12 protein-coding genes are annotated in these 13096 nt (G+C 53.1%); 4 read left to right on the top strand and 8 right to left on the bottom strand.

Going from position 1 to position 13096, the window contains the following annotated elements:
- Window positions 1–21: 21 nt before the first annotated feature.
- From AZF00_RS15025 to AZF00_RS15010, 4 genes are all read left to right on the top strand, one after another.
- Window positions 22–1185 (top strand): D-alanyl-D-alanine carboxypeptidase family protein, encoded by a 1164-nt coding sequence (locus tag AZF00_RS15025; protein ID WP_008251728.1) that lies wholly within the window; start codon window positions 22–24, stop codon window positions 1183–1185.
- Between the two features lie 58 nt (window positions 1186–1243).
- Window positions 1244–1510 (top strand): HP0495 family protein, encoded by a 267-nt coding sequence (locus AZF00_RS15020; protein ID WP_040804171.1) that lies wholly within the window; start codon window positions 1244–1246, stop codon window positions 1508–1510.
- Entirely contained in the window at window positions 1510–2187 is a 678-nt protein-coding gene (gene lipB / locus AZF00_RS15015) for a lipoyl(octanoyl) transferase LipB (protein WP_008251725.1), read from the top strand. The genes AZF00_RS15020 and lipB overlap by 1 nt, the downstream gene beginning before the upstream one ends.
- A 328-nt stretch (window positions 2188–2515) precedes the next feature.
- Complete coding sequence (locus AZF00_RS15010; RefSeq protein ID WP_008251723.1) at window positions 2516–3346, top strand: hypothetical protein; 831 nt, start codon at window positions 2516–2518, stop codon at window positions 3344–3346.
- A gap of 7 nt (window positions 3347–3353) precedes the next feature.
- On the opposite strand, the gene holA is transcribed toward AZF00_RS15010, so the two are convergent.
- The 8 genes from holA to AZF00_RS14970 form a co-directional block, all read right to left on the bottom strand.
- Entirely contained in the window at window positions 3354–4379 is a 1026-nt protein-coding gene (gene holA, locus AZF00_RS15005) for a DNA polymerase III subunit delta (protein ID WP_008251721.1), read from the bottom strand.
- Window positions 4379–4897, bottom strand: coding sequence for an LPS-assembly lipoprotein LptE (locus AZF00_RS15000; RefSeq protein WP_008251720.1), 519 nt, complete (start codon window positions 4895–4897; stop codon window positions 4379–4381). Before AZF00_RS15000 ends, holA begins: the two co-directional genes overlap by 1 nt.
- The gene (gene leuS / locus AZF00_RS14995; RefSeq protein ID WP_008251718.1) at window positions 4887–7346 is read right to left on the bottom strand and encodes a leucine--tRNA ligase; all 2460 of its coding nucleotides are present in this window, start codon (window positions 7344–7346) and stop codon (window positions 4887–4889) included. The genes AZF00_RS15000 and leuS overlap by 11 nt, the downstream gene beginning before the upstream one ends.
- Before the next feature lie 60 nt (window positions 7347–7406).
- Window positions 7407–8933: an apolipoprotein N-acyltransferase gene (gene lnt / locus AZF00_RS14990; RefSeq protein WP_008251713.1), complete on the bottom strand. Its 1527-nt coding sequence runs from the start codon at window positions 8931–8933 to the stop codon at window positions 7407–7409.
- Window positions 8934–9019: 86 nt separating this feature from the next.
- On the bottom strand, window positions 9020–10642 hold the full coding sequence (locus AZF00_RS14985) for an FMN-binding glutamate synthase family protein (RefSeq protein ID WP_008251712.1): 1623 nt from the start codon (window positions 10640–10642) through the stop codon (window positions 9020–9022).
- 116 nt (window positions 10643–10758) lie between these two features.
- Complete coding sequence (locus AZF00_RS14980; protein WP_008251711.1) at window positions 10759–11616, bottom strand: CorC family transporter; 858 nt, start codon at window positions 11614–11616, stop codon at window positions 10759–10761.
- The gene (gene ybeY, locus AZF00_RS14975) at window positions 11609–12100 is read right to left on the bottom strand and encodes an rRNA maturation RNase YbeY (RefSeq protein ID WP_008251710.1); all 492 of its coding nucleotides are present in this window, start codon (window positions 12098–12100) and stop codon (window positions 11609–11611) included. Before ybeY ends, AZF00_RS14980 begins: the two co-directional genes overlap by 8 nt.
- Window positions 12097–13080, bottom strand: a complete 984-nt coding sequence (locus AZF00_RS14970; RefSeq protein ID WP_008251709.1) for a PhoH family protein — start codon at window positions 13078–13080, stop codon at window positions 12097–12099. Before AZF00_RS14970 ends, ybeY begins: the two co-directional genes overlap by 4 nt.
- Window positions 13081–13096: the final 16 nt, after the last annotated feature.

Below are 13096 nucleotides of genomic sequence, written 5' to 3'. Positions count from 1 at the left end.
ACGAAAGTAGAAAAGGGAATTATGTTTAAACAACGATTTTTGGCATTTGCAGCGAGCGTATTGGTGTCCTCCAGTGCCTTGTCCCAGGCGAACCTTATTCCGGCGGCGCCGAGTGTGGCGGCGTCGGCGTATTTGCTCATGGATGCGAATAGTGGCCAGGTGCTCATTGAACATAATGCGGATGAGCGTGTACCGCCAGCGAGTTTGACCAAGTTGATGACCAGCTATGTGTTGTCATATGAGTTGGAGCGCGGTGAAGTTAGCAACGACGATATGGTCACCATTAGTAAAAATGCGTGGGCACAAAATCCGATATTTAATGGTTCATCGTTGATGTGGATTGAGGTTGGCAAGCAAGTCGCGCTCCATGATCTACACAAAGGTGTGGTGATTTCCTCCGGCAACGACGCCAGTGTCGCGGTAGCGGAGCATGTGGCCGGCAGTGAAGATGCGTTCGCGGGGATCATGAATCAGCACGCGGGTATGCTCGGTATGAGCAATAGTCATTTCGTGAACTCCCATGGTCTGCCAGATCCAGAGCATTATACGTCGGCGCGAGACTTGGCATTGCTTGCCAAGGCGATTATTGGTTTTCCCCAAGAATATGCGCTGTATAGCGAAAAAGAGTTTATTTTTAACGGAATTCGTCAGAGTAACAGAAACGGTTTGCTGTGGAGTGACCCGAGTGTTGATGGTCTAAAAACCGGCCATACGGCGGAAGCGGGATACTGTTTGGTGACCTCAGCCAAGCGTGATGGCATGCGTTTGATTTCTGTCGTGATGGGTGCCAGTGGTGAGCGTGCTAGAGAGCGTGAAACGCAAAAATTACTGTCTTACGGTTTCCGCTATTTTGAAACACACCACCTCTATGCCGCTGGCAGTGAGCTGACTCGTAGTAAAGTGTGGAAGGGTGACAGCGACACCGTCATTCTCGGTGTGCAGAAAGATGTTTATATGACCATACCGCGGGGCAAGAGTGAAGCCCTTGACGCTCAGCTGATTGTTGACGAAGTACTGACTGCGCCAATTGCCGCCGATGAAGAATACGGTGAGCTGGTCGTGAGCTTAGACGGCGCTGAAAAGGTACGTGTACCCTTGGTGGCACTTGAGGCAGTAGAAGAGGGCGGTATTTTCAAGCGCCTGTGGGATAGCATTGTGTTGTTCTTCCTAAATTTGGTGTCTTAAATCGCCCACGCAGTTTAATAGAATGAGTAATGCGCCGCCCAGCGGCGCGGATGGCCTTATGAGTGAACACCCCCCGTTATTAGAATTTCCCTGCGCCTACCCGATCAAGGTCATAGGCAACGGTGGCGCCGAGCTGCGCGAGCGCGTAATCGAAGTTATGCGCATCCACGCCGGTGATTTTGACGAAAGCATTATCACCGAGCGTGCCAGCAGTGAGGGGCGCTTTGTGTCGGTTACCGTTACAATTACCGCTACGGGCAAGCCCCAGCTAGACCGTATTTTTGCGGACTTAAAAGCGACCGGTATTGTGAAAATGGTTTTGTAATGAGCCGCCCTGAAACAATATATGTACGCAAACTTGGTCGTCAGTCGTACGAGCCAGTGTGGCGTGCAATGCAGCAGTACACTGATATTCGTGACGGGAATAGCCCTGATGAGCTGTGGTTTTTAGAACACGACGCGGTATTTACGCAGGGCCAGGCGGGCAAAGCCGAACATATTTTGATGCCGGGTGATATTCCGGTGGTACAGGTGGATCGCGGCGGGCAAGTAACATATCACGGCCCCGGCCAGCTGGTGGGCTATGTGTTAGTTGACCTGCGGCGCTTAGGTATTGGTATTCGCGATTTAGTCACGGCCATTGAAACCAGTATCGTCGCGGTATTGGCTAAGCTGGGCATTGCTGCGCATCCCCGTGCCGATGCGCCTGGGGTATATTTGGACAGTGGCGCCAAAATTGCTCAGCTGGGTTTACGGGTGCGCCGAGGCTCAACCTTCCATGGTTTGAGCCTAAATATCGATATGGATTTAAGTGTGTTTTTACGCATTAATCCCTGTGGTCATCAGGGTATGGAAGTGAGCGATATTCGGCGTCAGCGCGATATTGCGCCGCCATCACAAGCTGAACTCATTCAGGCTTTGAGCGCAGAATTAGCTGGGCGCTTGGGCTACACAAATTGTCGCGAGGCGAGCGAACACACGCTGCCGAAGATGTCTGAGTAATTATAATAAGGGACGCTAGTCAGGCTGGCGTCGAGATTATTGCGAAATCGGCGCCCGTCGCCGCCCATTCTACGATGTCGGCCACGGTCGTCCCAATGCCTTGGTAGAAAATGAACCGCGGGAATTGGTCGCCGCCTCTTCAACAGATTTGTCGCGAGCTTATTCCTAGTATATTGTTAATTCGTATACAAAATTATTATTCCAGTTGTTACATGCTGACGGCTTTTTTCGCTGCTATAACGCCATTAGCAGTGGTTGTATTTCGTATCTTCGTGGTTGGCGTGCGGTGCTGGTACTTGCGCTTGGTGTAAATAAGGATATTTCACTAATGAAAAGTAAAACAATCTCGATAGTACTCCTCTTAATTATCGTATTAATCGTCGTATTTGCGATTCCAAGTCTGCAAGAAGTGAGGCCCTCCAGTCGCGGTGACGGCCATATTGATCAGGCAGCTTCTCCAGAGGGGCTTGCCGCCGCGGATACGCCGAAATTAGCGCCGTGGCCGGTTAATGAGGCTAGTGATATTGAGGAGCCACGCACAATGCTCGGTAGCCCGATTTATGCTGATGAGGCGACTACCGAAGAGTTAACAGCCGCGCCACTGCTCCTCGCTCCGACCTTTGAAATGTATAAAGTAGTGCTTGGTGTTGACGAGCAGCTCGCGCTGCCGGGCGAGCCAGCAAATTTGCGAATATGGATTGGCGACGACGGCTTTGCCCCGGATTTTTCTTCGGGGATGAGTAGCGCTGAAGGTTCAATCGCCGCCTTGGGCGACTCAGCCCAAATTGAAGCCTACGCCCCCGCTTTTCGAATTGAACCAGACGCAAGCAAATGTATTCGGATTCATCCCAGCGGCTCGGAAGTGCGCTTTAAATTGTATCCTCAGCACGCGGGAGAGTTTGCGGTAGGCGCAATAATCAATCTATTTGACTCCCCCGATTGCAGTGGTCCGCCGGTCCCGAAAACCACTACTGAACTAAAGGTTCAGGTGAAAGTGAATGTGGTTGGCTGGTTTCAGGGGCGACTCACAGAGTTGTGGGCTATTTTTTGGGAGAATGCTTTAGAGTTTTGGGCAAGCTTGCTTGCTTTGATTTTCGCGACAGCTTTGTTTTTGGTGCGGGGAAAACTCAAAAAGTGGTTTGGTTTTAAGGCGGAATAGCCGCCTGTTAGGTGGCTGGGGTGATTAGCCGCTGGCCCGCCAAGGCCGATACTAAGTTGCTGAGCAGCAATTTAGCATTCTCGTCACTTTGGCCTTTTTGGGCGGCGTCGATACGCGTGGCGAGTTGCAGTAAGGCGCCTAATTGCCGAGTCTTTAAGCGTCTTAGGGTGTTTTTGTAGAGCCCTTTACGTTTGTCCCAAACTCGCTGGCTATCTAAAGCTTTGTCGATATTTTGACCTTGCTCAACTAATTGCGCGCAGGCGTAAAGGCCGCGAATTTCCCTGACGATGGCACCGAGCATGGCAATGTCTTCGCCGCCTTCGGCAAGAAGGCTATTGAGCATCTGCAGGGCATTGCCCGCTTGCCCAGCTAGGGCGGCATCGATCAGTTTGAATACATCGTAGCGGGCGCTGCTGGCCACCGCGCTGGCCACCAATTCGGCGGTGATGGCTTGGTCGCCCACCAAAATCTTGAGTTTAGCAATTTCCTGATCTGCGGCCAGTAAATTACCCTCGACGCGGTCAGCCAATAATTGCACGGCATCGGGCTCAGCCGTGAGATTCATGCTGCGCATCCGCTGCATGATCCAGTTGCCTAAGTGTTGGCGCTCAACCGGCCACACTTGAATGACAACCCCCGCTGCATCTAGGGCTTTGACCCATTTGCTGTTCATGCTACGGCTGTCGAGCTTGCCACAACTCACCAGCAAAATATTACTGCCGTCGCTGAGCTGCAAATACTCTTGGAGAATAGCTGAGCTCTTTTGATCCATTTTGCTGCTACCTAAGCGCAGCTCAATCAGCTTGCGATCGGCGAATAGCGACATGGACTGCCCTGAATCGATTAACTGTCCCCAGTCAAAACCGCGTTCAACATTGAGTACTTCGCGCTCGTGAATCCCCTGTTTACGACAATATTGGCGAATGGTGTCGCAGCACTCCTGGGTAATCAGCAGTTCGTCACCGCAGACCAAATAGACCGATGCTAAATTTTTGTTGAGCTGTGCCGCTAATTGTTCGGGGCGCAACTTCATTAGGGCTGGGCTTGCATTTGATTTGACCAATATTCAACTTGGCGGGCGAGGCGAATACTGAGTTGCTCGCGCATTTCGGCGCGAACAATGGTTGATTCGGTTTCTTCGCCCACCGGGTTGTCGGGGTCATTTACAATGAGGCGGCGTTGCTGGAGGGTGTGAGGGCCCTTTAGGTTTTTGCCGTCGGGCGCTTGCAGCTCAACGCTGGCCGATTCATACAGTGCGTACTCCGCGTCGCGGGCTTCACGGTCTAATGCCGCGCTGCGCTTCTGTTCGTCGAGAAGTCTAATGACCACAATGAGTTTGGCTTCACCGCGTCGCTTAGTGACGGCAACATCATTTATCACAAACTGTCGCTTCAGCGATTGCTTTAATTCCTGACTGTCGCGCTCGGCACTGATGTACACCGGCTGCATATCAGCCGCCAAGCTGGTACTGCCGCGCAGCGCAAAGCCACAGGCTGCCAACGACAGGCAGGCGGCGACGCTCAGTAATAATCTCAAACGCTTAATTTGCAACGATATTCACCAATTTTTTAGGCACTAGGATTTCTTTGCGAATGGTTAAATCGCCAATAAAGCGTTTAACGTTTTCCTGCTCTCTAGCCAACTTTTTAATGGCGTCACCGTCGGCATCAATGGCAACCTCGATGGTAGCGCGTAATTTACCATTAACCTGTATTGCCATTTGAATGGTGTTGCGCACTAGCGCAGCATCGTCGACCTGGGGCCACGGCGCGTCAATTACCGCCTCGCTGTGGCCCAAGTTAATCCACAGCTGGTGGCTGATGTGAGGCACGATTGGCGCTAATAAACGCACGGCGGCCTCTAGGGCTTCACGCTCAACGGCCAAGCATTGCGGGCCTTGGGCTTGGAAGCGAGATACGTCGTTGATCAATTCCATCACTGCCGCAATGGCGGTGTTAAAGGTGAGGCGACGGCCGAAGTCGTCACTAACCTTAGCAATGGTTTCGTGGGTTTTGCGACGCAAATCCTGCTGGGGTCCAGACAAATTCGCGGTATCCAGTGCTGCTGGGCTACCCGCTTCTAAATGCCGCGCGGCCAAGTTCCATAAACGTTTAAGGAAACGGTGGGCACCTTCAACCGCGCTGTCTGACCATTCCAAGCTCTGCTCCGGCGGCGCGGCAAACATAATGAACAAGCGCACGGTGTCGGCGCCGTACTGCTCGATTAAAGCCTGAGGGTCGACGGTATTGCCCTTGGACTTAGACATCTTGGTGCCGTCTTTTAACACCATGCCCTGACAGAGCAACTGCTTAAATGGCTCGTCAGAGTTAACCAAGCCCTCGTCGCGCATCAGCTTGTGGAAGAAACGCGCATATAACAAATGAAGTATGGCGTGTTCGATGCCGCCCACGTATTGGTCTACTGGCAACCAGTAATTGGCGCGATCGGGGTCGAGCATGCCGTCTTCAAAGTCGGGGCAGGTAAAGCGAGCGTAATACCAAGACGACTCCATAAAGGTGTCGAAGGTATCGGTCTCGCGCTCTACGGGCTTGCCGTCGAGTTCGTCTTTACGCCACTCAGTATCGGCTTTAATGGGCGACTGTACACCGTCCATTTCTACGTCTTCGGGCAGGAGCATGGGCAGCTTGTGGGCTGGTACCGGAATCTCGCCGCCCTCGGGCAAATTAAACATGGGGATAGGCGCGCCCCAGTAGCGCTGACGGGAAACGCCCCAGTCGCGCAGACGGTAATTGGTGGTAACGCGGCCTTTATCTTGGGCAATGAGGGCATCGGAAATAGCGGTGAAGGCGGCGGTAAAATCGAGGCCGTCAAAGTCGCCGGAATTGATCAACACACCTTTTTCGGTAAAAGCGGCGACATCGATGTCGATGGCTTCGTCATTGCTTGATGCAACAACTTGCTTGATGCCAAGACCGTATTTTTTAGCAAATTCGTAGTCGCGTTGGTCGTGGGCGGGCACGGCCATAACCGCGCCTGAGCCGTAATCCATAAGCACGTAGTTGGCGATCCAAACCGGCACTAATTCGCCAGTTAGCGGGTGGCGAGCTTGCAGGCCAGTGGCCATGCCGCGTTTTTCCATGGTCGCCATATCGGCTTCAGCGACCGAGCTATTGCGGCAGCTGTCGATAAAGGCAGCCAGTTCGCTATTGGTTTTGGCCACTTCAATGGCAATCGGGTGCTCGGCCGCCAAGCTGACATAAGTCACGCCCATTAGAGTGTCGGGGCGGGTGGTATAGACCTCAAAGCTGTCGGCACCGGCAACGGGGGCTTCTAGGTCAAAGCGCATTTGCACGCCTTGTGAGCGGCCAATCCAGTTGCGCTGCATGGTTTTAACTTGCTCGGGCCAGCCGTCGAGCTGGTCTAAGTCGTCGATTAACTGTTCTGCATAGCTAGTGATTTTAATAAACCACTGAGGGATTTCTTTGCGCTGTACTTGGGTGTCGCAGCGCCAGCAGCAGCCGTCAATAACTTGCTCATTGGCCAGCACGGTTTCGTCAACGGGGCACCAGTTCACTGCCGAGGTCTTTTTGTAGACCATGCCTTTTTCGTAAAGGCGGGTGAAGAACCACTGCTCCCAGCGATAATAGTCGGGCTTGCAGGTGGCTAGTTCCCGATTCCAGTCATAGGCAAAGCCAAGCTGCTTGAGCTGGTTGCGCATATAGGCGATGTTTTCGACGGTCCACTTGGCGGGCGCGGTTTTGTTTTTAACGGCGGCGTTTTCAGCGGGCAGACCAAACGCGTCCCAGCCCATGGGCTGTAAAACGTTTTTGCCAAGCATGCGCTGGTAACGCGAGATAACATCGGCAATGCTGTAATTGCGAACATGGCCCATATGGAGCTTGCCGCTGGGATAGGGAAACATGGCCAAGCAGTAGTATTTTTCGCGACTGGGATCTTCTACGGCGGTGAAGCTGCCTTGCTCATGCCAAAATTCTTGGGCAGCGGTTTCGATGTCGCGGGGGGCGTATTGATGATCCATTGGCAATGTCAATTCTCTATACAGCGGGCAGTTGAAGTTTAGGGCGCTTATTCTAGCAGCTTAGCTGGGGCGGGGCGATTGCTTGCCGCCGATCCGCGTGCAGAGAATAAGGGCAAAGCACAATAAAATAATGGGGGTGGAGCCGTAGCGGGTGAAGGGCGTGGTGCCTTCGCGGGCGTGGACTTCACCGCGCAGGGCGGTTTCCGTAAATGACGGCACGCGGCGTTGAATATTGCCATGGTGATCCACTAGCGCGGTGATGCCGGTGCTCGTCACCCTTATCAATTCTCGACCATTCTCCAGGGCGCGCATTTGCGCCATTTGCATGTGCTGATCTGGGCCGATGGAGTGGCCAAACCAGGCATCGTTGCTGATGGTAAACAACACATCGCTACCGCGAGAACTTTTCGCAATAAGATCTGGATAGGCGATCTCATAGCAAATTGACGGCGCCAATTGCCAGCCTTTAACACTGAGGTGAGCTTGCTCGGAACCACCTCGGCTAAAACTGGATAGTGGCAGGTCGAATATTTTGAGCAGCCCCTGAATATAGCCGCTTAGTGGCACGAACTCGCCAAAGGGCACAAGGCGCTGCTTGTGATAAATGCCTTCCCCGCCGCTAATGACCATGGCCGAGTTGTACATGTTTTCATCGAAGCGGGTGGGCACGCCGGTGATTAAAGCGCTGTCATTGGCCGCGGCGCGTTCGGCGATATAGTCGAAAAAGGACTGGGCATTGTGATAGAGCGCGGGAATCGCGGCTTCTGGCCAAATCACGAGATCGGCGTCGGCCCATAGTTTCTCGGAGGCTTGGTCGTACAGTTCAAGGGTGGCCCAGTATTGGGTGTAGGCCCATTTCTTTTCCTGGGCAATATTGGACTGCACCGCGCCAATGCGCAGCGGTGTAGTGCTTTTTGCTTGGGTCCACTCGGTTTGTTTCAGTAGATAACCCTGGCTAAACAGCAGCAGACAGCCGAGTAGCGGCGCGGCGCTGTGTAGCTTTCGTGATGTTGGCGCGATAATAAACTGACTCAGTGCGGCGCCGCTCAGGGCAACCCAAAAACTGAGCCCGTACACTCCAACCACGGGTGACCATCCCGCTAGCGCGGTGTGTAAGTGGCCATAACCCAAGTACAGCCAGGGGAAACCCGTAAAAATCCAGCCCCGCAGCCATTCACACAATACCCAGATGGCAGCAAAACCAAGGACGCGGCCGCCCCAGCCAGCGCGAACCCAGTGGCTATATGCGTAGCATGTTAGCGCCGGTACTAGACCGAGAAAAATGCAAAAGACCGCCGTCATCGGCAAGGCGAGATAGGCGGGTGTAGCGCCAAAGTCGTGAATGGCGATATAAACCCAAGACACGCCAGTTAAAAAACTGGCGCTGCCGAAAACCCAGCCCAGCAAAAAACTGTGTTTTGGACTGGTGTTATTGATTCCCGCGGCGAGTGCAGCCATTGCTAATACGCCGAGCCACCACAAGTCGAAGGGTGCGAGTGAAAGCGGGAGACCGGCACCCGCGAGGGCGAGAAACAGAAATTGGCTAAATTTTATTGAGGGTGGGGTTTGCTGTGGCAGGGTGTTCACAGGTTGCGGATCCAAGCAGAAGGCCAAATTTAGCGAGGGTCTAGTGTAACGGTGCGCTGACGTTGGCGCTAGCGCACCGCAATGAATCAGGCTTGGCGAATGTCTGTATCATTCGCGGAGTGCAGGGCGGGAATACTTGCAGCGCCGTTATCGGCGCCATGGTGTTTGTCTGCTGTGCTGGCAATCAGGTATTCAGGTTTGGGGGTGCGCTCTGGATAGCGGTTGGTTAGTGGCTCGGGGCTGCCGCTATTGTCAATTAAATACACGTGTTTGCGTTGCAGGCCGCGGGCTTCTTTTACACCGCAGGAATGTGCAATAACGCCGACCTCGTGCATCAAGTTGAGCGCGTAATTTTTGACGCGAGTGGCTTTGTTCTCTGGAACGAGGCCGCGCTGCAGTTCTGGGTCGTGGGTGGTGATGCCCGTGGGGCAGGTGTTCTTATTGCATTGCAGCGCTTGAATACAACCCAGTGCGAACATAAAGCCACGGGCGCTGGTGATAAAGTCGGCGCCGACGCAGAGCGCCCACGCCGCTTCGGCGGGATTAATCATTTTACCCGAGGCGATGACTTTAATACGTTTGCGCAAATTGTATTCGCAGAGTTTGTCGACCACCAGCGGCAGGCTGCGCCGAATAGGAAGGCCCACATAGTCCATCAAACTTTGCGGGGCCGCGCCAGTGCCGCCGTCGGCGCTGTCTATGGTGATAAAGTCGGGTGCGTACTTTTGGCCGCGTAGGTGTATGGCTTCGCACATTTCGTCTAGCCATTCGGAAAACCCCACAACGGCTTTGAAGCCGACGGGTTTGCCAGTGATATCGCGAATGCGCACAATCATGTCTAAGAGATCGTCGATGCTGTGAATATCGGTGTGGCCGTTGGGGCTGATTGAGTCTTTGCCAATTTCGATGCCGCGAATATTGGCGACTTCGGCAGTAACTTTGCCACCGGGTAGAATGCCGCCTTTGCCGGGTTTAGCACCTTGGCTGAGTTTGATTTCAATCATGCGGACTTGGGGGTGGCTGGCGATATCGCGGAGCTTGTCATCGCTGAGGTGGCCATCTGCGTCGCGCACCCCGTATTTTGCGGTGCCAATTTGGAACACGATGTCACAGCCCGCTTCGAGGTGGTAGGGCGACAAGCCACCTTCACCGGTGTTTAACCAGATGCCGGCTTCTTTGGCGCCAGCGCTGAGGGCGCGAATAGCGGGCTTGGAAATGGCGCCAAAGCTCATGCCGGAAATATGGAAAATGGCGGAACTGGTGTAGGGGTGTTTGGCGAAGCCTTCGCCAATGGTGACAGCGTGAGTGGGCACGGCGTCTTGGCTGAGGGTTGGAAAAAAACAGTTCATGAACAGCACTTCGTTGTTCTGATTTAGCGGGCGGGTTGAGCCAAAGGCGACTGTGGTGTCGATGTTTTTGGCCGCGCGGTAAACCCAGGAGCGCTGGGAGCGATTAAAGGGCAGTTCTTCTCTGTCCATGGCAAAAAAATACTGGCGGAAAAACTCGCCTAAATGTTCAAAAATATAGCGAAAACGTCCAATTATGGGGTAGTTGCGACGGATGGCGTGTTGGGTTTGGGTAATGTCGGCAATATACAGGTAGGTGAGGTAGGCGATGCCGACGGCTAAAGCCAAGAGAAATGCTAATGCCCCATAGCTGATGATGGCGTTGGCGATATTGTTTAGCTTGTCGAGGGTGGTTGCGAACATAGCTTCCTCTTGGTGCGCAGTAAAATGCCAATGTATTTAAGGCATTGTAGACTGAAACCAAGAGTAAAGTTCACCGAGACGCTGAATGTGTCCCGGTGACGAAACGAATAGGCATTTTAATCGTCGATTTTTGCCAGTGACCGCATGCGTAGCAGGTGAATTTGACGATTGTCGGCGTTGACCACTTTGAACTCAAAATCATCTAGGCGGGCAACTTCATTGCGGCTTGGTAGATAGCCAAAGGACTTTAATAATAAGCCGCCAATGGTGTCGAATTCCTCGTCGCTGAGTTTGGCGTTGAAGTAGTCATTGAAATCGTCGATGGGGGTCAGTGCCTGCACAACAAAGTCGTTGTCAGTGATTTTGCGAATGGGCAGGTCGTCGTCTTCGTCGTATTCGTCTTCAATATCGCCCACGATTTGTTCGAGAATATCCTCAATGGTAATGAGGCCCGCCGCGCCGCCGTATTCGTCAATGACCACGGCCATGTGGTGGCGTTTTTCCCGGAAGTCGCGCAGCAGCACGTTCAGGCGTTTACTTTCGGGCACCAAGGTGGCAGGCCGGAGAATGTCGCGAATATCGATATCTTCGCTGTTGGGGGTTTTCCACAGCAGAGGCAGTAAATCTTTGGAAAGCAGTATCCCCAAGACATTGTCGAGGGTGTCGCCAATGACCGGATAGCGCGAGTGGCCGGTATCCACAATGATGGGCAGTAGTTCGCTGAGCGGTTGGTCTGCCTTGAGAACCACCATCTGCGGGCGCGGAATCATGATTTCTCGGGCCTGCATATCACTGATATGCATGGCACCTTCAACAATGCTTATGGCATCGTCATCAATGACTTCGTTCTGTTTGGCGACAGCAAGCAGTTCAAACAGATCTTCCCGAGTTTTGGGTTCAGATGAAAAAGCATGGGCTATTTTCTCGATCCAAGACTTGTCACTTGGATCGTTGCTAGATCGATCTTCACTCATGGTTTTGGGTGCTGTCCTCACATATGGGGGTATAGGGATTGCTAATATTTAGCGTTTTTAGAAGCGCAATCTCAAGCGCTTCCATAATTTCCGCCTCGTCATCGTCAATATGATCGTAGCCGAGGAGATGGAGTGTACCGTGAATTACCATGTGCGCCCAGTGGTCGTGGCAGGCTTTACCCTGCTCTTGGGCTTCGCGCTCAACCACTTGCTTGCAAATCGCCAAGTCGCCGAGCAGTGGCAGCTCCAATTCTGGGGGTAAATCGGCGGGGAAAGACAACACATTGGTGGGGCCGTGCTTTTGCCGATACTGCAGGTTCAGCTCGGCGCTCTCAGCGATATCAACGAGGCGAATACTGAGTTCGGCCTCATCGCGGTGCTCAGCTAAGGCTATTTGCGCCCAGTGTTCAAATTGCGCTTGGCTTGGTAGCTTGCTAGATTCGCAGGCAATTTGCAGATCGAGATCAAGATTGACTTGGCTCATTGAGTAGCGCCAGTGGTCGCTTCGAAAGCGGCGTAGGCTTCGACTATACGCTGTACCAGCGGGTGGCGAACGACGTCTTTGGCGGCAAAGTGGGTCATGCTGATGCCATCGATGTCGCCGAGTACTTTCATCACATGAACAAGGCCGGATGGCGTGCCCCGTGGCAAATCGATCTGGGTGGCGTCGCCGGTTATGACGGCGGTGGAGCCAAAGCCGATACGGGTCAGGAACATTTTCATTTGTTCCCGCGTGGTGTTTTGGGCTTCGTCCAAAATAATATAGGAGTCGTTCAAGGTGCGGCCGCGCATAAAGGCCAGCGGCGCAATTTCAATAATATTGCGCTCAATGAGCTTGGTGACGGTTTCCATGCCAAGCATTTCATAGAGTGCATCGTAGAGCGGGCGCAGATAGGGGTCGATTTTCTGGGCGAGGTCGCCCGGCAAAAAGCCTAATTTCTCACCAGCCTCTACCGCCGGGCGAACCAGCAAAATACGCTGCACATCATTGGATATGAGAGCTTCAACTGCGCAGGCAACGGCCAAGTAGGTTTTGCCGGTACCGGCGGGGCCAATGCCAAAATTGATGTCGCAATTTTGAATAGATTTAACATAGCGCTGCTGGTTTTCGCCGCGAGGTTTAACGCTGCCTTTTTTGGTTTGAATAACCACTGGCACATGATCGGCAACCGGGCGGCTTATTTGCTCAAGGCCTGATTTCTGTAAATTAAGGTGAACGCTTTCAGCATTCAAAACAAGCCCATTTTGGGAGTCGCTGTACAAGTGCTTGATGAGTTGTACAGCATCATCGACAGACTCGCTGGGGCCATTAATTTGGAAGGTGTTGCCCCGCGCGGCAATGCGCACGAGCAGACGCTGTTCAATCATTTTGAGATTGGCGTCGTGCTGGCCGCAGAGATCCGCTAATAAGCGTGGGTCGTTGGGTTCAAGGGTGAGAACGCGTTGTATATCTTGTGCTGTCAATGATTCACCGAGTGCC

The sequence above is a fragment of the Zhongshania aliphaticivorans genome (assembly GCF_001586255.1).
Lineage (GTDB): Bacteria > Pseudomonadota > Gammaproteobacteria > Pseudomonadales > Spongiibacteraceae > Spongiibacter > Spongiibacter aliphaticivorans.
This window is presented reverse-complemented; position numbering and strand designations above follow the sequence as displayed.